Annotated in this window: 16 protein-coding genes; 8 read left to right on the forward strand and 8 right to left on the reverse strand. The window is 61.8% G+C overall.

Annotated elements, in window-relative coordinates; all coding sequences use genetic code 11:
* Nucleotides 1-49 precede the first annotated feature (49 nt).
* On the reverse strand, nucleotides 50-802 hold the full coding sequence (locus E4M07_RS03900) for a hypothetical protein (protein ID WP_136656960.1): 753 nt from the start codon (nucleotides 800-802) through the stop codon (nucleotides 50-52).
* Between the two features lie 146 nt (nucleotides 803-948).
* On the opposite strand from E4M07_RS03900, the gene E4M07_RS03905 reads away from it, so the two are divergent.
* Nucleotides 949-1488 carry a gamma carbonic anhydrase family protein gene (locus E4M07_RS03905; RefSeq protein WP_136656961.1) on the forward strand — a complete coding sequence of 180 codons (540 nt, stop codon included), beginning with the start codon at nucleotides 949-951 and terminating at the stop codon, nucleotides 1486-1488.
* 131 nt (nucleotides 1489-1619) lie between these two features.
* Here the strand turns inward: E4M07_RS03905 and E4M07_RS03910 are convergent, their stop codons facing one another.
* Both E4M07_RS03910 and E4M07_RS03915 read right to left on the reverse strand, forming a co-directional pair.
* Complete coding sequence (locus E4M07_RS03910; protein WP_136656962.1) at nucleotides 1620-2225, reverse strand: transglutaminase-like cysteine peptidase; 606 nt, start codon at nucleotides 2223-2225, stop codon at nucleotides 1620-1622.
* A 450-nt stretch (nucleotides 2226-2675) separates the two neighbouring features.
* Nucleotides 2676-3287, reverse strand: a complete 612-nt coding sequence (locus E4M07_RS03915) for a PilZ domain-containing protein (RefSeq protein WP_136656963.1) — start codon at nucleotides 3285-3287, stop codon at nucleotides 2676-2678.
* Between the two features lie 366 nt (nucleotides 3288-3653).
* Here E4M07_RS03915 and E4M07_RS03920 point away from each other — a divergent pair, with 366 nt between their 5' ends.
* Nucleotides 3654-4397, forward strand: coding sequence for a rhomboid family intramembrane serine protease (locus tag E4M07_RS03920; protein ID WP_136656964.1), 744 nt, complete (start codon nucleotides 3654-3656; stop codon nucleotides 4395-4397).
* A 144-nt stretch (nucleotides 4398-4541) separates the two neighbouring features.
* On the forward strand, nucleotides 4542-4970 hold the full coding sequence (locus E4M07_RS03925) for a CBS domain-containing protein (RefSeq protein WP_136656965.1): 429 nt from the start codon (nucleotides 4542-4544) through the stop codon (nucleotides 4968-4970).
* Between the two features lie 85 nt (nucleotides 4971-5055).
* On the opposite strand, the gene E4M07_RS03930 is transcribed toward E4M07_RS03925, so the two are convergent.
* Nucleotides 5056-5490 (reverse strand): HIT family protein, encoded by a 435-nt coding sequence (locus tag E4M07_RS03930; protein ID WP_136656966.1) that lies wholly within the window; start codon nucleotides 5488-5490, stop codon nucleotides 5056-5058.
* A 268-nt stretch (nucleotides 5491-5758) separates the two neighbouring features.
* Between E4M07_RS03930 and E4M07_RS03935 the strand changes: the two genes are divergently transcribed.
* From E4M07_RS03935 to ade, 4 genes are all read left to right on the forward strand, one after another.
* Nucleotides 5759-7507 carry a thiamine pyrophosphate-dependent enzyme gene (locus E4M07_RS03935; protein WP_136656967.1) on the forward strand — a complete coding sequence of 583 codons (1749 nt, stop codon included), beginning with the start codon at nucleotides 5759-5761 and terminating at the stop codon, nucleotides 7505-7507.
* A 344-nt stretch (nucleotides 7508-7851) separates the two neighbouring features.
* Nucleotides 7852-9765 (forward strand): autotransporter assembly complex family protein, encoded by a 1914-nt coding sequence (locus tag E4M07_RS03940; protein ID WP_136656968.1) that lies wholly within the window; start codon nucleotides 7852-7854, stop codon nucleotides 9763-9765.
* 67 nt (nucleotides 9766-9832) lie between these two features.
* Nucleotides 9833-14017: a translocation/assembly module TamB domain-containing protein gene (locus tag E4M07_RS03945; RefSeq protein ID WP_136656969.1), complete on the forward strand. Its 4185-nt coding sequence runs from the start codon at nucleotides 9833-9835 to the stop codon at nucleotides 14015-14017.
* Between the two features lie 127 nt (nucleotides 14018-14144).
* Nucleotides 14145-15854, forward strand: coding sequence for an adenine deaminase (gene ade / locus E4M07_RS03950; protein WP_136656970.1), 1710 nt, complete (start codon nucleotides 14145-14147; stop codon nucleotides 15852-15854).
* Nucleotides 15855-15857: 3 nt separating this feature from the next.
* On the opposite strand, the gene E4M07_RS03955 is transcribed toward ade, so the two are convergent.
* The 4 genes from E4M07_RS03955 to E4M07_RS03970 form a co-directional block, all read right to left on the reverse strand.
* The gene (locus E4M07_RS03955; protein WP_136656971.1) at nucleotides 15858-17090 is read right to left on the reverse strand and encodes an O-antigen ligase family protein; all 1233 of its coding nucleotides are present in this window, start codon (nucleotides 17088-17090) and stop codon (nucleotides 15858-15860) included.
* Nucleotides 17091-17094: 4 nt separating this feature from the next.
* Nucleotides 17095-18642 carry an undecaprenyl-phosphate glucose phosphotransferase gene (locus E4M07_RS03960; protein WP_246660354.1) on the reverse strand — a complete coding sequence of 516 codons (1548 nt, stop codon included), beginning with the start codon at nucleotides 18640-18642 and terminating at the stop codon, nucleotides 17095-17097.
* A gap of 93 nt (nucleotides 18643-18735) precedes the next feature.
* Nucleotides 18736-19872, reverse strand: coding sequence for a glycosyltransferase (locus E4M07_RS03965; RefSeq protein WP_136656972.1), 1137 nt, complete (start codon nucleotides 19870-19872; stop codon nucleotides 18736-18738).
* 19 nt (nucleotides 19873-19891) lie between these two features.
* Nucleotides 19892-20467, reverse strand: coding sequence for a polysaccharide biosynthesis/export family protein (locus E4M07_RS03970; RefSeq protein WP_136656973.1), 576 nt, complete (start codon nucleotides 20465-20467; stop codon nucleotides 19892-19894).
* Nucleotides 20468-20691: 224 nt separating this feature from the next.
* Here E4M07_RS03970 and E4M07_RS03975 point away from each other — a divergent pair, with 224 nt between their 5' ends.
* Nucleotides 20692-23154 carry a Wzz/FepE/Etk N-terminal domain-containing protein gene (locus E4M07_RS03975; RefSeq protein ID WP_136656974.1) on the forward strand — a complete coding sequence of 821 codons (2463 nt, stop codon included), beginning with the start codon at nucleotides 20692-20694 and terminating at the stop codon, nucleotides 23152-23154.
* The last annotated feature ends 14 nt before the right edge of the window (nucleotides 23155-23168 follow it).

Genomic DNA, 23168 nt, shown 5'->3' on the forward strand with positions numbered 1-23168 from the left:
GCCCGCGCGATCGCGGAGCAGCAGAAGCCGCCCCCGTGGCGGCTTTATTTTATGAAGAAGCCGGTCTCTCGGCAGCCTTCAGCGCCGCGTCGACAAATCCGTTGATCGCCCGATCGAGATTCTTCCAGTCGGGCAGCAGATCCCGGGAGAAGCGGTAGGTCATCGTAAGGCCGGGTGCAATATTGACGTCGCGCATGCACGAGCGCGAACCGGCGGGCAGATTGTCGTCCCGCAGGCACCGAACCACAAAGGGCAATTGGCCCGGACGTTCACCCACATATAGGAGTTCGCCGGCATATCGCGTGTCGGCACCGAACTCCAGAACGCTCAGGTCCGTCTGCCCGGCGGACAGCCGATTTTGCGTAAGACGCCCGTAAACCGGTTCGAGGCGGGCCGACATGTCGAGCGGCATCGTGCGGGCCGACAGTGTCAGGAATATCAGTTGGTCGGCATTTTCGATCTGGTTGAAGCTGCGATGGTTGGAACGGGAATACCCTTTCAGTCCGGGCCAGGTGAAATAGGCGTCCACACGTTCGTACACGCCGGTTTTGCGCTGGTTCTCAAAGCGAAGCATGTTGGCAGGCAAGGCGAGGGCGCTGTTGCCGACCGTGACACGGACAGGCGTGCTGTCGGTGCTGTGTCCACCCATGACAATGCGCTCGCCGACCCAACGGCCGGCGACGCTCAGCGCCAGCGTCAGCAGTCCGGCCACGGCTATGAACAACATGATCTTGCGGATGAGCTGCGGCGAAATGAGCGGCTTGAACTCGTCCGTTGGTGTTGACGGGACTGATTGGTTCATGAATAGAAGTCCGGCCGCCTTGGGCAGATCGCAGGTTCGTATGTCTATCGGCGATCATTCAGGATTATGGTTAAGGGGCGGTAAACCGGATTGCGGCCGTAACCGGGAAACCGGTGCCGCATCGTAATTTCGCTTTGGAGGAACCCATGCCGCTATACAGGCTCGGATCTGAACGCCCCACGATCCCGGACGGCTTTCACTGGATCTCGGACACGGCGGTCCTAATAGGCCGGGTCGTCGTCGAAGAGGATGTGGGTATCTGGTTCGGCAGCGTGCTGCGCGGCGACAATGAGCCGATCACGGTGGGCGCCGGCAGCAATATCCAGGAGAACTGCGTCCTGCATACGGATATGGGTTACCCGCTCACCATCGGCAACGGATGCACGATCGGACACAAGGCCATGCTTCACGGCTGCACCATCGGCAACAACAGCCTTGTCGGCATGGGCGCCACCGTTCTCAACGGCGCGCGGATCGGCGATAACTGCCTGATCGGAGCCGGTGCCCTTGTCACCGAAGGCAAGGAGATTCCCGACAACAGCCTGGTGATCGGTTCCCCGGCGAAGCCGGTGCGCGAACTCGACGAGAAGGCCGTCGAAATGCTCAGGTGGTCGGCGCAACACTATGTCGAGAACGCCCGCCGCTTTGCCCGCGACCTGGAGCGGATCGACGACCAGGTGAAATGATTGGGGAGCCGGCAAAGCCGACTCCCCAGGCCAAGGTCTGAGACGGGAAGGGTGGGGACTGACCGTGGCCTAACTTTATGCGTGCCCCGCATGTATTCCGTGGTTGCCGCCTGCAACCGGAACGGTTCCGGTTAGTTGCGGCGAATGCTGCCGACCGAGGTCGGCCGGCCCTGTTTGATTTTGATCCAGCGTCCCGAATGGCGCGATGACTGCCGCTTCAGGTATGTGTATTCCGTGTCGGACCACAGCAGCACCTTGTCGCGCATATTGTCGAGAATGTAGTCGCCGAGATCGGTCCTGACCGTCAGAACCGCGTGGCCGGAACCATCCGGCTGACGAACCACGGTGATCAGCAGGTCGGCCGCCTTGAAGCCTGCACGCAACAGCCTGTTGCGCTTCAAGAGCACATAGTCCTCGCAGTCGCCAACGGATTGCGGATAGGTCCAGTGTTCCTCGACACCGAAGATCTCCATATCGGTGCGCGGCTCGATCTGGCGGTTCACCGAGTGATTGATTTCCAGCATCTGCCGCCAAGCCTTGCGGGTCAGCGTCATCGGGCTGGTGCGGCCCGAACGCTGGCTGCATTCGCCGGGATTGGTCTGGCAGAAATTGTAATGGCCGATCGGCTGGCTGGTGAGGCCGGCGGTCTTCATGTTCAACTGCTCGGCCTGTGCCTGCACCGGCAGCAGGTAAAGCGTGCTGATGAGGGCACATTTTACAAGCGTCGCGGTTTTCATTGATCGTCTCCCCGTCAATTTGGGAGCGATCATGCCAGTTATGTTTTTATATCAGGCAAATATTACCAGTATAAATAAGCGCAAATTGTTGTAATATTTGGCTTTATTTATAATAAAATGAATATAAAATCCAATTAAAACAAGTATAAAAATTGATTCAAATTTGAACGAAATAGGACCCCTGGAACGCGATCCCCACGAACGCGATGTTGCGGGCAACGGACGTGGCAGCCGAACTGTCGGACCGGGCCGGTCCGCGGGAGACAGGCGCCCCGCGGCGACAAGCCGTTGCGGCAGTCTTTATCGCCACTCTTTGCGGTTCGTGTCGGGGTTGGTTTGTTCTGGAGAGCGCAATACGCGCAATTCATCGGCCGCGCAGCGGGTGCAGGCGGCGTCGCCCGTCAGGCCACGAGGCCGGCGGAACGTAGTTCTACGGATTCCGGCAGGCTGCTAAATGAAGTTTTCCAGCGATTCGGGCGGCTGGATGGTCGCAAATTCGATGGCGATTCCATCATCGAAATGCCGAATGACGCGTGCGCGCATCGTGCCGAGAATGACCTGCGTGCCCAGTTCCGGCCGGATTTCCAACTCGAGCGCGGCGCCGGACATCGAAAGATCGACGATGCGGCAGGCAAACGTATCGCCGTCCGGCAGCCGGATCTCGGCATTCGGATTGCGCGGGACGATGCGCTCGTGCCGCCGGTCTTCCGGCAGGCCAAGCTCGTTGCGGTTGGCAAACCAGGTAAGTTGCGCCGCCAGTTTCTGGCGCTTGCGGTCCGGCGCCTGAACGGCGATCATGAAACCGTCATCCAGCAGCTCGGTAACCTTGCCCTCGATCCGGCCGATATGATCGATGTAGGACACGATACGTTCCGATACGCGCGGCAGCGCCGACGTTTTGAAGCGCACATGGCCGGGGGACATGTCAACCGCGACACACTCGTATTCGGTAAAATCGGCGCACATCAGCCGGCCGTGAAGATTGACAGCGACGTTCTGAAACGCCGTATCTTCTTCCGGTTCCATCACTAGCTGTTGCGCCGACCCGTTCGCGAATTGCATGTGGTTAATATCCGATCCGAGAAAACATGAACTCACAATAGGATGTTCTGGTTAACAAGCGGTAATCGCAATCCTCCGGAAAACCGGGAAAGTCAAAAATACCGGGCTGTTTTTGAGCGCGCCTTTGGAAGGCTTTTGCCGATCGCAGGCCGGATTAAGGTTAACAGCCGGTTTACATTGTCCGCGATCCAGCGGTGTGGCATAGATCAAACAACGAATTTCCCGCCGCATTCGGCGCGGCAGTTCAGCACAAATTCGTGGTTCGGGTGGGGCCCGACCCAAGCCGTTTGACAGTGCTGTCAGACGGCTTCTTTTTTGCCCGTTGCTGATATATGAAGACCGTCGACACGATGAAGAGGCGCATTCATGACAAGCAGTCACGCGACCGACCGGTCCGGCGACGAGGGGGGCATTCCGAACCGGCGTGGCGCCGGCCAGCCGATGTTCAACCTGCCGGCGGTGATCGTTTGGGTGCTCGTGCTCATGTGGGCGCTGCAGCTGATCCGCGACTTTCTGCTGACCCGGGCCCAGGACGTCCAGGTCCTGATTGAAGGCGGGTTCATTCCACTTCGCTACTCGATCGACGCGTCGGAACAGAGCCTTGCCTGGCTGTGGACTCCTCTGACCTATTCACTGTTGCACGGCGGCTTTGCCCATCTGATCGTCAACTCGGTCTGGCTGATGGCCTTCGGGGCTGTCGTCGCGCGCCGGATCGGTCCCAACAAGTTCTTGATTTTCTGGTTTTTTTCAGCGATCGCATCCGCCGCCCTCTACTGGATATTCAACCAGGGCAGCAATGTTCCGATGATCGGCGCGTCGGGGGTCGTTTCGGCGCTGATGGGAGCGGCGGCGCGTTTTGCCTTTCCGATGAACGGCCAGTTCAACCGCATGTATGCGCATTTGCTGCCCCGCCTGACGCTGGCCGAGGCGATGATGAACAGGACCGTCATCACCTATGTGGCGATCTGGTTCGGGATCAACGCGCTGGCAGCATTCGGTTTTTCGGGCGGCGTCTCGGAGGGCGCACAGATCGCCTGGGAAGCCCATATCGGCGGCTTTTTGTTCGGTTTCTTCGTATTCCCGCTGTTTGACGGCCGCCAGGGGGCCTGACGAGGTATTTACACCGTTGTCATTCGGTGCACACCTACGGCTTGCAATTCACATTCAGTCCGCGCACCATAGCCCTCGAGGAACGGCAAACTTGCAATTTCCGCGTGTGTTCCGCGTCGCGTTCCTCGGCAAAAGGAGGTCACGATGACAGTTAAAACGATTTTGGATCAAAAGGGCCGGGATGTCTTTACGGTTGGGCCGGACATTACGGTCGCGGACGCCGGGATTCAGCTGTCGCGGCACAAGATCGGTGCCATCGTTGTTGTGGATTCTGCCGACAGGATTTGCGGTATCCTGTCCGAGCGGGACATTGTGCGCGCCCTAGCGGAAAACGGTCCGGCCGTCCTGGACAACCCCGTTTCGTCCGTCATGACCTCGAAGGTCAAGGTCTGCAACGAGAACCATTCGGTCAACGAACTGATGGAAATGATGACGAAGGGGCGCTTCCGGCACCTGCCCGTCGAAATCGACGGAAAAATCGGCGGCATCGTCTCCATCGGCGACGTCGTGCGCATGAAGATTGAGCAAGTGGAACGTGAGGCCGAGGAGATAAAGGCCTATATTACAAGCTGAATCCCGCATTCGGGATTTTTCGCGCCGGGCAATCGGCGAAGCGGAATTGACCGCTGATTGCCCGTTATCCCCGGACAGAAATGGCTTAGTCCGTCAGCGCCTGGCGGATTTTCTCGGCATTGGCCTTGAGGGTCTCGGGTTCTTCCATCACGCTCGCCGGCGGGCCCAGTTTGACCCCCTCGAAGCGGGGAATAATATGAACATGCAGGTGGAAGACGACCTGGCCGCCGGCCGGTTCGTTGAACTGCTGGATGGTCACGCCATCGGCATCGAACGCCTTCATGACCGCGCGGGACAGTTTCTGCACGGTCTCCATGACCTTCGCGAGGTCGCCGACCTCCACATCGAGGATGTTTCGGGCCCGGGCCTTGGGGATCACGAGGCAATGACCGGTGCCCCGCGGCATGATGTCCATGAAAGCGAATGTATTTTCATCCTCAAAGATCTTGTGGCAAGGCATGGCTCCAGCCAGGATCTTGGCGAAAATGTTCTCGTCGTCGTAAGCGGCCGTCTGCGTCATGTCCTGCCCCTGTAATGCGTCATTGCGCTTTCTGCGCGGCTGCGGCAACGAATGCCCCGCCGGACAACGCACGTCAAGCGCAATGCGCCGATCCGCGCCCGGGGCGGTTTGGCGCATGTCGCAGGTTGTGCAACGAATTTTCTTGCAACGGGGTTTGAACTTTCGCGAAGATGGCCGAAGACTGGGCGCGCTGCCGCATCGGTCGCCGCATCGCTGTCGGATCGGCACCTGTGCGAGGATCTGAACCTGTAATCAGAGGGAATCAATCATGGCATCGACAAAGAATGTTTGCGAAGTTCTGCTCGACAATCTGCATGCCGCCGGTGCGCGGCAGATCTTCGGCGTGACCGGAGATGCCCTCAACCCTTTTCTCGAGGCAATCCGGAAGGACGGCCGGTTCGAGTGGATCGCGGTCAGGCACGAGGAGAACGCGGCCTTCGCGGCATGCAGCCAGGCCGCGCTGACGGGCGGCATCGGTGTTTGTGCAGGGACCGTCGGTCCGGGCGCGTTGCACCTCATCAACGGCCTCTACAACGCAAAACGCGAGCTCGCCGGCGTTGTCGCCATCACCGGTCAGATCTCGCACAAGCAGCGCAGCACGGAGTACCACCAGGAGGTCAACCTCACCAAGATGTTCGATGAGGTCTGCCATTTCCAGGCGGTCATCGACAGTGCGGAGCAGACGTCGCGGCTGGTTCAGATCGCCATCCAGCGGGCCATTATCGACAAGGAAATCGTGCGGATCGAACTGCCGATCGACGTGTCGGAAAACCCGGTGCCGACACCGCGCAGCAAGCACCACCTGGTCACCTTGCCGTCCACGACGGTCCCGCCGCGGTCGGAGATCGAACGGGCGGCCAAGGTCATCAACAAGGGCAAGAAGGTTGCCTTCTTCTGCGGTGCCGGCTGCCGAGAGGCGAAAGATCAGATCCTGGAACTTGCCAAGCGCATCAACGCGCCGATTGTTCACACCTTGAAGGGCAAGGACATATTTGACTATGACGACGGCCCGGTCGTCGGCATGACCGGGCTGATCGGCAACCCGGGCGGCTATCACGCATTGCGCGACTGCGACGTCATGATGATGCTCGGGACCGATTTCCCCTATGACTGGTTCATCAAGGACGGGCCGGAGATCATTCAGATCGACCGGCGCGTGGGCAATGTCGGACGCCGTGCCGCATTGACGGTCGGCCTGGTCGGGACGGTCAAGGAAACCGTCGAGCTGCTGGCACCGCTGGTCAAGGACAAGACGGACGGCAGTTATCTCGACCTGCAGAGGAAGCGCTCGGGAAAATGGCTTGCGGCCATGGACGAGCAGGGGGACCTGTCCAACGACAGCGAGCCGCTGCATCCGCAGCTTGTCGCCAAGGCCATCTCGGAACATGCCGATGACGATGCGATCTTCGCGACCGACACGGGCCTTTGCGTTGTTTGGATCGCGCGCCAGATGCGGCTCAGGGGCGGGCGCCGCCTTGTCGGATCCTTCAACCACAGCTCGCTCGGATCGGGCTTTCCGACCGGGCTGGGCGCCATCGCCACTCACCCGGACCGACAGGTGTGGACGCTGTGCGGCGACGGCGGCTTCGGCATGGCCATGCAGGATTTCGTCACCGCGGTGCGCTACGGCTGGCCCCTGAAGGTCGTGGTCTTCAACAACAGCGAACTCGGCTTCGTCAAGATGGAGATGGAGGTCGCGGGATACGCCTACAACCGCGCGGCAACGCATCTCGACAACCCGGACTTTGTCGCATACGCGAAATCCTGCGGCGGCGATGGTGCGCGCGTCGAAAAAGCCGCCGATATCCTGCCGGCGATCGAAGCGGCATCGAAGTCCGACAAGCCGTTCCTGATCGACGCCATCGTCTCCGCCGGGGAACTGGTCATGCCGCCGCATGTGGACGTCAAACAGGCCTGGGGCTTCGGCATCTCCAAGATCACGGAAGGCATTCTCGGGTTGAAGGGAGACCACGCCCAGTGGGACAATTGGGAGGAGGAGATCAAGGCGGCCCGCTGACGGATTGTTTCAGCCCTGTCACCAAAGCTCGAATTCTTTGAAGATATGAGTTAACAATTGCTTATCGAATTCGGTTAGGATTTGGTGAGGATTGGGGCCTATCATTTGTGTTGCGTTGAGTTACGGTCGCGAAAGTGGCCGATTCGGATGTGTGCAGCGTTCCGGAACACTGGCCGCAGTGCCTCTTCCGGGTAGGGAATCGCGTTTCGTCGCGCGGTGGTGCGGCAGCAAATGTGTGGTGTGAGGAAGGGTGTTGCAGGCTGGCGGCCTTGCGTCCGAGCCGAATCGGGCAGGTTGGAACCCAACCTGCCAGCCGGCGCGGGGCTGCTCCTGCTGACGGGACCATGAACAGCGATCGGCGCTCCACGTCCAAATCCCCGTACACGGCGGCCTGTCTCGCCGGCGCCCTCCTGTCTTTGTTCATTTATTCCACCCCTGTGGCAGCCTTCGAGCTGTTCGGGATTCGGCTCTGGGGCCGCGAGCAGCCGCAGGAGGTTGCCGAACCAGTGCCCGACGCGGTTCCCTATAACGTGGCGCTGACGGTTGACGATCAGGAGCTGAAGGAGCTGCTGGATTCGGTTTCGATCCTCGTGTCGGAAAAGGACACGCCGCCATCGGGTACCATCGGACTGCTCACGCGTTCCAAGAACGACAAGAAGCGGCTGGTTGCGGCGCTGTTTTCCGTGGCCCGCTACGGCGGAACCGTCAACATACTAATAAACGGCACGCCGTTTGAAGACGTGCCGATCGATGCCGTTCTCAACAGCGGTGCGCCGGTCAATGTCGCCATTCGCGTGCAGGCGGGGCCGTCCTTCACGTTTGCCCAGCCGAATGCGGCGACGACAACGGGCGAGCCGATCGATCTTTCGCAATACGGCGTCGTCGCGGGACAGCCGGCGCGCTCGGACCTGATCGTCGAGGCCGAGCGCAAGCTCGTCGTTGCCTGGCATGAGCAGGGCTATGCCTTTTCGAAGATCGCCAGCCGTGAGATGATCGCCGACCACGAAAGCCGGACGCTGGAGGTGGACCTGCGGCTCAAACCCGGGCCGCTCGCGGTTTTCGGTACGGTAACGGTCTCCGGCGCGGAGGATGTGGACCCGGCCTTTATCATCCAGCAGGCCAATATTCCCGTCGGGACCGTCTACAATCCGAAGCGGCTGAAGGATGCCAGCACGCGTCTGCGCGGGCTGGGTGTGTTCGACAGCGTTGTCATCGTCGAATCGGAAACGCCCGGGCCGAACAACTCGGTGCCGATTTCCATCGAGGTCAGTGAACGCAAGCCCCGCACGATCGGTGTCGGTGTCACAGCGGCCACCGAGGACGGCCTCGGTGCCGAGGCCTTCTGGGTGCACCGCAACCTGTTCGGCAGGGCCGAGACGCTTCGCATCGAGGGCGCGGTTTCGGGGATCGGCCGCAACAATTTCTCGACATCGCTCGACTATCATGTCGCGGCGACCTTCACCAAGCCCGGTGTCTGGGGACCGACCACGTCTTTCCGCTCGCGTCTCGAAGCGCAGGTCCAGGACACCGATGCGTTCAACAAGAATTCGGTCAGCGGCAGCGCAGGCCTGGAGCGCGAGTTCAGCGACGAACTGACCGGCCAGGTCGATGTCGTGGTCGAATATGCCCGATTCGAAGACACGAGCGGCCCATCGACAAGCGTGCTTGTCTCTGTTCCCGGGCAACTGGTGCTGGACACGCGCGACAACAGGCTCAATCCGACCACCGGTTACCGGGTGCTCCTGGCGGCGGAGCCGACCTACGACGTGCACAACGGTAACGCGTTTTTCAAAACGCAAGGGGCATTCAGCATCTACCGGTCCGTCAGTGAGGACGACAGGCTGGTGCTGGCGGGCCGCGTCGCCGTGGGCTCCATTCTCGGTGCCAGCCTGACGGAGGTGCCGGCGGACAGGCGGTTCTATGCAGGCGGCGGCGGCTCGATCCGCGGCTATGAATTCCAGCATGCCGGTCCGCGAAGCGGCGGCAGCCCGACGGGCGGCTTGTCGGTCATCGAAACGTCGGTCGAGGCGCGCTACCGGCTTACGGAGAAATTCGGACTGGCGGCCTTTGTCGACAGCGGCGGAGCCTTCACCTCCTCGACGCCCGGGCAGGGCGGCCGCTGGTTTACCGGCGTCGGCGTCGGCGGTCGTTACCTGACACCGGTCGGGCCGCTGCGCGTCGATGTGGGCGTGCCGCTCGACAAGATCAGCGGCGATCCGGACTTCGGCATTTATCTTGGCCTCGGACAGGCATTCTGACCGCACTGCGCTATTTTTTCTTAATGCGCTATAATAGTTACGCGAATCCCTTTTCCGGAACGGCAGAATGAAAACCGTCCTTCGCCTCCTGATCGTCCTGATCCTCATCGTCGCCGCAGTGTTGCTGGCGGCATTGGCGCTGGTCGGGACCGGGCCGGGACTGTCCCTGACGGCGTCCATGATCGGATCTGCGGCAAGCGGGCAGGGGCGGACAGTGATCATCTCGGATCTGGAGGGTGTGATCGGCGGTTCGCCCCGCATCGGCCAGATCACGGTCGCGGATGAAACCGGCACCTGGCTGGTGGCTAACGATGTCGAGGCCGATATCGCGCTCGGCCGGTTGCTGACGGGGGCAGTCGATGTCAGTCGCCTGCATGCGGGAACCGTCGCGGTATCGCGGCGGCCGGTTGCTTCACGGGACGCGCAAACCGGGGGAGGTGCTCCCTCGCTGCCGGCCATTCCCATCCGGGTCGACAATATCTTCCTGCGCTCGATCGACCTGGCCGAGCCGGTGCTCGGCGAGAAGGCCGCGCTTCAACTGACGGGTTCCGTTCTTCTGCGGGATTCGCCTGTCGATATGTCCGGCACGCTCGACATCCTGCGCATCGACGGAACCGCCGGCGAGGTCTCGGCGGCGTGGAAGATCTCGCCGGACAGCAATGAACTCGAACTGAAACTGAACGCCAGCGAGCCCGCGGACGGGCTCGTGGCGCGGGCTCTCAACATTTACGGCCTTCCTGCCGTCAACGTCGATCTCTCGGGCAGCGGGCCGCTCGACGCATGGCAGGCAAACCTCGCCGTCGAGCTTGATGGTGAAAAAACGGTGGAAGGCGACGTGTCCTTGTCCATCACCGATCAGCGGCAGGCGGTTGACGGCGTATTGAAGGGCTATCTGGCGCCGCTCGTGCCGCGGCGGCTTGCGCCGCTTTTTGCGGGCGACACGCAGATAGAACTCACTGCCGAGCGGGACGGCGAGAACACGGTCCGGCTGGAAAAGCTGAATGCCCGTTCGGCGCTGCTGTCGATCGCTGCCTCGGGCAATGTCCTGGCCAGCGAAAACTCCGTCGACCTGACCGCTGATATCGAATTCGGAAGCGACGGTTCGCAGGTCGCATTCCAGGTGGCAGAGGACCAATCGCTGGATATCGGCCATGTTCAGCTCAGTTCCTCCCTGAAGGGGAGTCTCGAGGAGGCCGAATGGAGCCTGAACGGCTCGGTGAAGTCCCTGTCGGACGGGCGGATCTCGGTCGAGGACGCCGTTGTCAGCGGCCGTTCGTCGAATGTGAATTTCCTGGCGGTTTCCGGGGAGGCGACGGTCGAACTGTCCGCGCAATCGGTGACGACCGGTCAGGATACGGTCGACGGGCTGATCGCGGGTTCGCCGCGCATTTCGGCCGACGGAACCCTCCAGGGCAGCCAAATCACATTCAAGCGGCTGGATCTTGTCACGTCTTCGGTCGATGCGACGGCGACCGGGCAGGTCAATGTGGCGGAACGCTATTTCGACATGCGCCTCCAGGCGAAGGTCAACGCGCCGACCGATACGCCGCTGCCCGCGCTGCTGGGGTCGCGGCAGGCGGATCTTTCAGGCCGGGCAACGAGGCAGGGCGACGGCGCGCTTGTCCTGACCGATCTCAGCCTCGAAAGCGATAACCTGACGGCAAGCGGGAGCGGCGAACTCGGCGACGGATCGATCGCCTTCAATTCCAGGATGTCGCTGACCGACCTGTCGCGGTTCCGCCAGGAGTTGCAAGGCGGCTTCAACATTGAACTCGGCCTTTCCGGCCAGCCGGCGGCGCCCGATTTCAGCCTGAACGCGCAGGGTGTCGATATTTCGCTGCTCGACAAGCCGCTGGAGGACTTCTCGGTTTCGGCCAGCGGCGTCGCGTCCGCTGATCGGCCACGCGCCGATCTCAAGGTGGACGGGCGTTACGAAGGACATCCAGTCACCGTGTCGGCGAGCGTTTCCGGCGGCGATGGCGTACCCGTCGTCGAAACGCTCGACCTGACGGTGCCGGGAGCGCGCGCGACAGGCAAGGTGAACGCCGATACCAGCGGCATCCTCACCGGGCAACTGGATGTCGACATCACGTCGCTGGAGGAGCTGGGGCCGCTGATCCTGCAGGAAGGGCTCAGCGGATCGGCTTCCGGGACCGTGACATTTGCGGGCGTTGACGGGAAACAGAATGTCACAGCGAAGCTGACGTCGCCGGATTTCGCCACCGGCCCGGTTTCCGCCAACGGCCTTGTTCTCGACGTGGTCCTGGAGGACCTGCGGGAGGCGCGGGACCTTTCGGCCTCGGCGACGGCGAGCAGCGTGACAATTTCCGGAACCGAGATCAGCGATGCCAGGGCGAGCATCAGCGGCGGGCCGGAACAGATGCCGTTTTCGGTGTCCGGCACCGTGTTCAATGCCCCCATGTCGATGGAGGGTGAGCTGTCCTCGCAGCACGGAACGACGACGGTCGAAGTCAGCGAGGCGAGCGCCACCTTCCGGTCGGTCCCGGTGCGGCTTTCCGAGCCGGTCTCGCTGACCATCGCGCAAAGCGGCGCCAACGTGGAAACCGCGACGCTGCGGGTCGGCGGCGGCACGATCGTCGTCAAGGGAACGGCAGGGGACGAGCTGGATTTCGACGTCGCGGTGAACAGCTTCCCGGTGGCGTTGTTTGAAAACGTCGCGCCGACGGGCCTCGGGCAGAACGGCACCCTGTCGGGCACCGCCACAATCTCCGGCAATGCCTCGGACCCGACGGTCTCCTACGATCTCAGGGTCGCCAATTTCTCGGTCGAGGCGAGCCGGGGCGCACGCATGCCGTCGCTGTCGGTGCAGTCGTCCGGACGCTACCAGTCAAACCGGCTGACGCTGAACACCCAGGCGTCCGGAAGCGGCATCGATTTTAATATCACCGGAAGCGTGGATATCGCGGACGGCCAGCGGCTTGATCTCAAGGTGAGCGGCAAGGCGCCGCTCGAACTGGCGACCCTGCCGGCGGCCGAAGCCGGCGTGCAGCTCGAAGGAACCGCGCAGGTCTCGGTGGCGATCACCGGCTCCGCGCGGAGCCCGGCGATCAGCGGAACGCTGACCACAACAGGTGCCGACTTCATCGAGACCAACACGGCGCTGACAATCCGGGATATCAACGCGAATATCACGTTTGACGGCTCCACCGCCCGGGTCTCGCAACTGACCGGCCGGCTCGGCTCGGGGGGCACGATCACGGTTACGGGATCGGTACAGACCGATCCGTCGACCGGTCTTCCTGCCGATCTGACCATTACCGTACGAAACGGAACCTACACGAACAGCGAGATCGTCACGGCGCAGTTCGACGCCGATCTGAAAGTGGAGGGCGCGCTGCTGCGGTCCGGCAAGATCGGCGGCACGATTTCGCTCGAGCGGACGGATATCAGCATTCCCGACAAGCTTCCGGCGTCCATCCCCTTTATCGACGTCAAGCACATTCATGCACCGCGGCGGGTGGTTGAGCAGGCCCGGGAACTGGAGCCGCGGGAATCCCAGTCCGGCGGCACGGAGGCGGACGCCGGCGGCCTGCAACTCGACATCAGCGTGAATTCGCCGGCGCGCATATTCCTGCGCGGCCGCGGCATCGACGCCGAGTTCGGAGGCTCCGTCGATGTGACCGGCTCCAGCCGCGCGCCGCGCGTGAAGGGAACCTTCACCATGGTCAGGGGCCGCATCGACCTTCTGACCAAGCGCTTCAGTTTCGACAGCGGTTCGATCACTTTTGCCGGGCCGCTCGATCCGTCGCTCAACTTCACCGCAACGACCACGCGCGGCAGCACATCTTATTCAATCGTCGTCACCGGAACGGCGTCGGATCCCGAGATCAATTTCACGTCGTCACCGTCGCTGCCCGAGGACGAGATTCTCGCCAATCTCTTTTTCGGCAAGAGCCTCTCCAACCTGTCGGCCATCCAGATCGCGCAGATCGCCAACGCGCTCGCATCGCTGGGCGGTGCGAACACGCGCGGCGGTGTCCTTGACCGTCTGCGCAATCTGACCGGCCTTGCGGATATCGACATCAACACGGACCAGGAGGACGGCAGCACGTCCATCGGCATCGGCCGCTACATCAACGACCGGACCTATCTGAATGTCGAGCAGGGCGTGTCGGGTGGCTCGGGCCGGGTTACCATCGACATGGACCTGACGGACCATCTCAAGGCCCGCGGCGAAGCCGATACCGACGGCAACTCCAAGGCGGGCATATTTTTCGAGCGTGATTACTGACGCGCCGCCTTTTGCGCTGTTGCGGCGGTCATCAAATTGCTATCAATATCCCCTTAAATTGTTGGCATATATGGCAAATGCAGGTTGCCGGCCTGAAGCGGGCGGCATTCGAGCAGCGGGGTGATCCATGAGCGAGGAATTGAGGCGGCGTATCGACCAGGGTGCCGGCAACGAGCCGGCCGACCTCGTTCTCAAGGGCGGGACGCTCTTCGATCTCGTCACCGGCGAGATGATCGAAACCGATGTCGCGGTGTGCGGCGACACGATTGTCGGAACATGCGGAAATTACAGCGGCGCAACGGAGATCGATATTGCCGGCAAGACCGTGGTGCCGGGTTTCATCGACACGCACCTTCATATCGAATCGTCACTGGTGACGCCCTTCGAGTTCGATCGCTGCGTTCTGCCGCGCGGCGTGACGACGGCGATCTGCGACCCGCACGAGATCGCCAATGTCACCGGGTCAGACGGCATCCGCTATTTCCTCGACTGCGCCGAAAACACGCTCATGGACGTGCGCATACAGCTCAGCAGCTGTGTGCCCGCCACCGCTTTCGAAACCGCCGGAGCCGTTCTTGAAATCGACGACCTGCTGCCCTTCAGGGACCATCCGAAGGTGATCGGGCTTGCCGAGTTCATGAACTATCCGGGTGTCCTGGCCAAGGACCCGGCGTGCCTTGCGAAGATCGCGGCTTTCTCCGACGTGCCGATCGACGGCCACGCGCCGCAGGTCCGCGGATACGACCTCAACGGTTACCTGGCCGCCGGCATCCGCACCGATCATGAGGCGACGACCGCGGACGAGGCGCTGGAAAAGCTGCGCAAGGGCATGCATATCCTGGTGCGCGAGGGTTCGGTCTCCAAGGATCTCGAAGCGCTCATGCCGATCATCACCGAGCGCAATTCGCCCTTCATCGCGCTGTGCACGGACGACCGGAACCCGCTCGATATCGGCGAGTGGGGCCATCTGGACCACATGATCCGCACGGCCATCGCGTCCGGGGTCGAGCCGCTCGCCATCTACCGGGCCGCGAGTATTTCGGGTGCCCGCATCTTCGGCCTGCGGGACAGGGGTCTCGTCGGGCCGGGCTGGCGCGCCGATATGGTCATACTCGACGACCTGGAAAACTGCGCTGTGAGCGATGTGATCTGCGGCGGCGTCGTCGTGACGGATGCCGAATTCGAGAAACGGCAGACCGTGCCGCCGATCGGGCGCAACAGCGTCAAGGCGGAAACGGTCGGCGCGGGCCAGCTCGTCTCTCCCGCCTATAATGGCGACATTCCCGTCATCGGCATCATACCCGGCAAGATCATCACCGAGCACCTGCGCATGGACCTTCCCCTGAAAGAGGGGCGGCCGCAGGTCGATCTCGAGCAGGATGTCGTCAAGACCGCGGTGATTGAGCGGCATGGCAAGACCGGCAATATCGGCGTCGGTTTCGTCAAGGGATTCGGCATCAGGCACGGCGCCATCGCCTCGACGGTCGGCCACGACAGCCACAATATCTGCGTGGTCGGCGCGAACGAGGACGACATGGCCGCGGCGGCCAACCGTCTGCGGGAGATCGAAGGCGGATTTGTCGTGGTCGACGGCGGAAAGGTGCTTGCGGAAATCAGCCTGCCGGTCGCCGGACTCATGAGCATCGAGCCGTATGAGGCGGTGCACGAGAAGCTGGTGAAGCTGCGGGAGGCGGCAAAGTCACTGGGTACGGTCCTTGAGGAGCCTTTCCTGCAGGTGGCGTTCCTGCCGTTGCCGGTGATCCCGCATCTCAAGATCACCGACCACGGCATGTTCGATGTCGATGCATTCGAGCTGGTCCGGGCAGCGGATTCCTGAGGCTTACCAGCCGTTGCGACGCCGTTCGCGCATGTACCGGTATTCAAGGCCCATACAGCCCCAGAGGATTCCGAGCAGGATGTAGTAGTGCCGCCAATGGTCGGTATCGATGAAGGTCGATACGAGGACGTGACCGACAAAGACAACATAGGTGCACAGAAAATAGGGCTGCCATGGGCGCTCGCGCAGCAAGCACTTGAACCCGGCGAACAAGGTCCAGACCGTGAGCGTCAGGTAGGACACGAAACCGAGCCACCCGTAGTCGAGCAGCGCCTTGAGCCAGATATTGTGGGTGTCCTCGCCGAACATCTTGCCGAATTCGAGCGGCCCGATGCCGAGCGGGTGCAGCATGGCAACCTGCAGTCCCAGCCAGTAGCGATTGAACCGGCCGAACTGGCCGGCGTCATACTCCTGGACCAGTTGCGCGCGCGTTGTGAAGAGCTCCGAAATCTGCTCGAACTGAAGGAGGATCAACAGCGTCACGACGAGCAGGACAAAACCGATCGCGCCGGCGAAGAGGATGCGCATGCGGAAGGCGGTCGAGCGTTCCTTGATCAGCATCAGGAAGACCAGCAGCAGCATGGAGAAGGCGTAAAGACCCCACGCAGCGCGGGAAAACGCCAGGAAAACGGCCAGCGTCAGGACAAAGAGCGCGGCGATGCGCGGAATGCTGGCGGCGAATCCCCCGGTCAGGGTCTGGTGGACAAGAAAACAGGCGGGCAGCACCAGGAACGGGCCGAAGACGTTCGGATCCTGGAAGGCGCCCTTGGCGCGGCCGTAGCGCAGGAACAATTCGCTGTTCGGCAACAGCTGAAAATACCCCAGAATACCAAGCAGGCCCGTCGCCAGCGCACCGACCAGATAGGCGGTGAAGATCACCTTCAGGCGCCGGTCGTCCGCTTCGATGACGGCGGCGAAGAAGACAGAGGACAAAGCAAGAAAGACCGACACGGCCATGTAGAGCGGCAGCTTGGTGCCCAGCTCGCCGACGGTCGTCAGCGAAATGAGACCGCCGATGTTGAAGCACATGAGAATGGCGAGAAGGATGGCACTGTTACGCGACAGCCGCAGCCCGAATATGAACCAGATCGCGATCAGTGCGACCATGTAGATTTCGTAAGGCGCCGGCTCGTAGATGACGAAGCCGGCAAGGAATGCGCCTATCGCCAGGGAGAACTTCGCAACGGCCGCTATGACGGCCGGGTGGGTCCTGTGGTCGATCGCTGCTTCGTGCATCGGCCTAGTATGCGGTTTCCGAACCGAACAGCCGGATCGGCGTGAGGAACAGAATCTTGAGATCGAACAGCAGCGACCAGTTTTCGATGTAGTAGAGGTCGTAGGCGGTGCGCTGCTTGATTTTCTCGTCGTCGTCGATCTCGCCGCGCCAGCCATTGATCTGGGCCCATCCCGTCACGCCCGGCTTAACGCGGTGGCGGGCGAAATAGCCGTCGACCACCTCGGCGAACATACGGTCATGCGACTGGGCGTGAACGGCGTGTGGTCGCGGTCCGACAAGGGAAAGATCACCCTTGAGCGCGTTGAAGAACTGCGGCAGTTCATCGATGGAGGTGCGGCGGATGAACCGTCCGACCGGGGTCACGCGCGGGTCGTTCTTGGTGACTGCGTTGCGTGCCGTCGGATCCGACTGATCCGCGTACATCGAGCGGAACTTGTAGACATTGATGACCTCATTGTTGAAACCGTGACGCTTTTGCGTGAAGAAAACCGGTCCCCTCGAGGTCGCCTTGACGGCGATCGCCGTTGCCAGCATCACCGGCGAGAACACAATGATGCCGAGAATGCTGAAGACGATGTCGAACATGCGCTTGGCGACCGAATCCCAGTCGTTGATCGGCCGGTCGAATATGTCCAGCATGCGGACCGAGCCGATGCTGGAATAGGCGCGGGGTCGAAAGCGCAGCTCGCTTGAATGGGCTGCAAGGCGAATGTCGACAGGCAGCACCCATAGCTTCTTCAAAAGCTCCATGACGCGCTTTTCGGCGGTCAGGGGAAGCGACAGGATCAGCATGTCGATGCGCGCCAAACGAGCGAATTCGACAAGTTCGGAAACATTGCCGAGCTTCGGGTACCCGGCGACAATGGCAGGCGACCGCCGCTCGCTGCGATCATCGAAGATGCCGCAGATCCTGACATCGTTGTCCGGTTGCTGCTCCAGTGCGCGGATGAGGTGTTCGGCGGCCGGGCCGCCGCCGACGATGACCGCGCGGCGCTCCATGGTTCCGTCGCGGGCCCAGCGGCGAATGGCGAAGGCGACGAAGTAGCGGTTGGCGAACAGAAAGAGAATCCCGGACAGGAACCAGGAACCGAACCAGACGCGGGAGTACTCGGCACCGATCTTCAGGAAGAATGCGACCGCCGTCATCGTCGCGAACGTAATCGTCCAGCACAGGATGAGCTTGGAGAGCGTTCTGAAGACACTGCGCAATGATTGCACCTGATAGGCATCGCAGAGCTGGAAGAGCAGAAATGCAAACAGCGCACCGGCGACGGTCGTGAACAGGTAGTACGTTTCGAAGCCGGATTTCGGCAGGACGTAGAACAGGAAAACGGCGATGCCGCAAAGACTCAGGCCGATGATCTCGAACAACCGGGTGAAACCGGTGATCATGGCCGGCGAATAGCTGTCGTCGCCAAGCTGCCGGGCAATCTGTCGCGCCAGCTTGCTGACCTTCTCCGCCGGTTCACCGGCCGCGTTTCCGCCGGTGCCGGCCTGATCAGGGTGCTGCGTGTCTGTCGCGTCCGCTTTCATGGAACGTTCTGCGGTCATGTTCTCAGCTATGGTTCCTGGCTTCCTGAGAACAGGACTACCACCGAGCTGTTAATTATTGTTTGATCCCGGGCGAGGCCGATGAGGCTCCCCTCAGGCAAGGCAGGCCCTGTAAAAATCGACCATGTCGGTCGCCATCTTCCCGGCAGAGAATCGCTCGTGCAGCGCCGCCTTGGTCGGCATGTGCCTTTCGATGTCGTGCGGTTGCCGGACCGCCAGTGCCATGGCGCCGGCAAGCGCTTCGACATCGTCTCCGGGGACGAGCGCGCCGCTGTCCGAGCCGAAGATTTCCGGTATGCCGCCCACATCGGCGGCAATCATGGGCCTGCCGGCGGCAAGCGCTTCCAGCACCAGGTAGGGAAGCGATTCCGCCCGAGACGGTACGATTACGGTCTTGCCGAGTCGCAGCGCCTCGCGAACCGGCATGGCCGGGTGCAGCGTGACACGCTCCAGCAGGCCGCTCTGAACAAGCATCTGCCGGTAGCTTTCCTTCTCGTCGCCGTCGCCGATCATTACGGCGGTCAGCGGCCTGCCGACAATGCGCTCTGCCCGGGCAACGGCCTCGATAAAGAGGTCCGGGCCCTTCAGCCGGCGCATCATGCCGATATAGAGGAAATCAGCCGCGTCGTTGGCCGGTTGGATGTCCTCGAACTCGCATTCCAGCAGTCCGTTATAGACCAGGCGGTTGGGCGGTGCCGCCCGGCCGACCTTGTCCAGGTAGGCCCTGCGCTCGTAGTCGCTGACGAAGGCGAGCCCGTCGGTAAAGCGCTCCAACAGGCGTTCCAGCAGGAAATAGAATTTGCCCGACAGGCGGGCGCTGCTGTAATGCAGGCTGCCTCCATGCGGTGAGTAAAAGCGGGCTACGCGAGACCTGGAAACCCGCAACCTTGAGCCGATCAAACGGGCGATGGCGCCGCCCTTGGCGCCGTGGCCGTGTATGATGTCCGGCTGCAATTTCTTGATTTCATTGGTGCATTTCGCAAGAGCGATAAAGTCGGATGGCCCGATCGAGCGACGGATGGGCGTGCGCGTCAGTCCGAGGTCCAGATACGGGCGAATGCCATCGAACAGCGCGTCCTCATGGGCGCCTCCGGTGGTGCTGTCGCAGAGGATCCCCACCTTGTGGCCGGCTTTGTGATGCTGTTCGGTCAAGTCGCGCACGTGCCGGAAGATTCCGCCCACCGGGGAGCGGAAGCAGTGCAGAATGCGCAAGGAATCCGAATCCGACATTGCCGTCCCGATTTTGCGGTCAGAAGAGACGTTCGCGAACGTAGATGGTGTCGCCCGCCAGGATCGGATCCGAAATCGGCACCCTCCCGGTCAGGACCTCGCCACTGACCTTTCTTGTTATGTCCACGTTTGACTGGTTGGCGCGCGCGGTGTAGCCGCCCGCGATTGCAATAGCGTTTTGCACATTCATCCCCGGAACGTAGGAATACTGGCCGGCCGCGTTGACCTCGCCGAGTATGAAGAAGGACCGGTGCCGGTCGACCTGGATGGATACATCGGGATCGCGCAGGTATCCTTTGCGCAACTGGCCGGCAATCTTGGTCTCGAGCTGTTGGATCGTGTCGCCGCGGGCGCTCACCGAACCGATCAGCGGAAACGAGACGTAGCCGGCCTGGTCGACCACATAGGTGTTTGTCAGATCGTCCTGCTCGAAAACCGTTATGCGCAGATTGTCGCCCGAATCGAGCCGATAGGGCTGGACAACCGCCTTGTGAAATGCGTCCGGCGCCGGCCGGTATCCGGAGCAGCCGGATAGCGTCAGCGCAAGGCCGATAAGGCAAAGGGCAGCCGCAGTTCTCAGTTTTTCAAGCGCCATATTCAGCAATTACTCTTTCAACACGAGACGAACGAAGTGGCCCTGTTATCGTCCGGTTAAGGTTAATGGCCGGTAAAGTGCATCCGATTTTCGTGCTGCAACGTGCAATTGGCGGTGATGGCGGGTTTTCGGCGCGAAGATGTAAATGATCCGTAAAGAGGCGCTTAACCCTTATGTTACCATAATTGTTTACCTCTTCGGCTGCTAAGAGGGAGAACAACGTAATGTCGCGCCAACCGTCAAACGGCAACGATGCGGATATCGATATAGCGCGGCTGTTCGCTGCCGTCTGGCAGCGCCGCCTTGCGATCCTGTCCTTGATGCTGATCGTTTGCGCCGCGGCGTTCGTGATCTCCGGGAACATCGCGCCCCGGTACCGCGCCGAGAGCCGCATTCTGATCGAGGCGCGCGAACCGCTGTTCACGCAAAGCGGGCAGCAGGATACCGGACAATCGCAATTCCTCGACGCACAGGGCATCACCAGCCAGGTCGAGATCATTAATTCCACGAACCTGATCAAATCGGTTGCCGACCAGCTCGATCTTGCCGACACGGGGGAATTCAGCGGGGTCGCCAAACCGTCCATGATCACCAGCGTGCTCATGGGCGCGGGCCTGATTTCGGATCCCTATGACGCGCCGCCCGAGGAGCGCCTCATCGAAACGTTCCGCGAGCATCTGACGGTTTTCCAGGTGGAAAATTCGCGGGTCATCGTCATCGCGTTCTGGTCGACGGACAGGAAGCTTGCGGCGCAGGTGGCCAACGCGATGGCCGAAACCTATCTGGCGATGCAGAGCGGCGCCAAACTGCTTTCCAATGCCGACACCACCGCGTGGCTGGAGCCGGAAATCGCCAACCTGCGCGAGAAAGTCCGCGTGGCCGAGGCGAAAGTCGCCGACTACCGGGCGAAGTCGGGCCTGCTGCTGGTGGACGATACCGCGACGCTCGCGACCCAGCAGCTTGCCGAGATATCCACCGAGCTCAGCCGCGTGCGCGGCGAGAAGGCCGAGGCTCTGGCGCGGGCGACCGCGGTCAGGAACGCCATCGAGAGCGGCCGCTCGACCGGGGATTTCGCCAATGCGGTCCAGTCCGAGGTGATCCAGCGCCTGCGTGAGCGGCAGGCAGCGGTCCAGGCCGAGATCGCGGATCTCTCGGTCACGCTGCTGGATGCCCACCCGCGCATCAAGGGGCTGCGTTCGCAGCTGCGGGATATCGACAAGCAGATCCGGGCGGAAACGCGCAATATCCTGCGCGGGTTCGAGAACGAGGCTGAGATTGCGCAGTTGCGCGAGGATGAGCTTGCCGCTCAGCTCAATGACCTGAAAGCCGATTCCGCGCGGGCGGGAAGCGAGGAGGTCGAGCTGCGCGCCCTGGAACGCGAGGCGACCGCACAGCGCGAGCTGCTTGAGGTGTATCTCAGCCGATACCGCGAAGCGGCATCGCGGTCCGACCGGGGCAATCTGCCCGCCGATGCCCGCATCATCTCCGAAGCGCTGGTTCCGACCGGCGCCTACTTTCCCAAGCCGATACCGATCACGGTCATCGCCGGTCTGATCACTTTGCTGATAGCGTCTATCACCATCATGCTGCGGGAACTCTTTTCCGGCAGGGCATTGAAACCGGTCGATTACGGCCCGACCGAGCGCGGCAGGGTGTTCAAGCCGGCGCACGACCGCGATCCTGACAGTTCACCGGCGATACCCGAACCGCAAAAGGTCGCGGCGACCACACCGGTTCTGGCGGCGGATCGCATCGCCCGGGCAACCGAAAGGCGCCTGCCGGACGGCCCGGCGGACGATTTGCCCGAAAGCCCGGTGGGCGAATTGGCGGAAGATCCCCCGGCGGACCCGCCGGAAGCGGCGACGCCGACTGAGCCTTTGACGCCCGAGGAAGAGCCGGATGTTCCCGTTTTCGACGCTGTCGTGCCGGAAGAGGGCGTGGTCGAGGATATCCAGCCGGACGACGTGCTGATGCCACATGAAGACGAAACGGACCCGGCCGATCTTGCCGAGCTTGTTGCCGAAGACGGCGGAGAAACGCTCACGGCAGCGAATGACGAATTCGACGGCGGGCACCAGCTGATCGTCGACCGGGAGGCTGAGCACAGCGTCAGTGCGATCACCGGACATCTGATCGCGGCAAGGACTGATATCGCCGTGGTCGTGTCGCCGGAGGGCGACAAGGGGTCGACCACATCGGTCATGCTGGCGCGCATGCTTGCCAATGAAGGCCGCCAGACCCTCTTGATCGATATGACCGGATCCGCCTGCCCAAGCCGCATGATGGTTCCCCAGTCGAATCTGCCGGGCATCACCGAGGTCCTGATCGACGCCTGCACAATTCCAGAGGCTTTGCATGCGGACCGCCTCTCGAACGCGCACATCCTTCCACAGGGGGGGATCGATCCGGCCGAGGCGATGCACAATGCTGAGCGTCTTCCGGAGGTGATCTCGCAGGTCTCCAAGGTTTACGACATCGTCGTCATCGAATGCGGACCGGCGAACTCGGCCGGGGTCAAGCGACTGCTCGACGGCCTGGAGGTCGATATGATCTTTTCCGTCGTGCAGCCGGACGAATCGCTGATGACCGAGTACTTGACGGACTTTTATTCAGAAGGCTTCAGCGAGCTGCTGATGATGAGCCCGGGCGCCGGTGCACCGAACCGGCCCGACCGGAGCGCCGCGTAGTCGCCATTTCAAAA

It is taken from the genome of Nitratireductor sp. XY-223 (genome assembly GCF_004959855.1).
Taxonomy (GTDB): Bacteria; Pseudomonadota; Alphaproteobacteria; order Rhizobiales; family Rhizobiaceae; genus Hoeflea_A.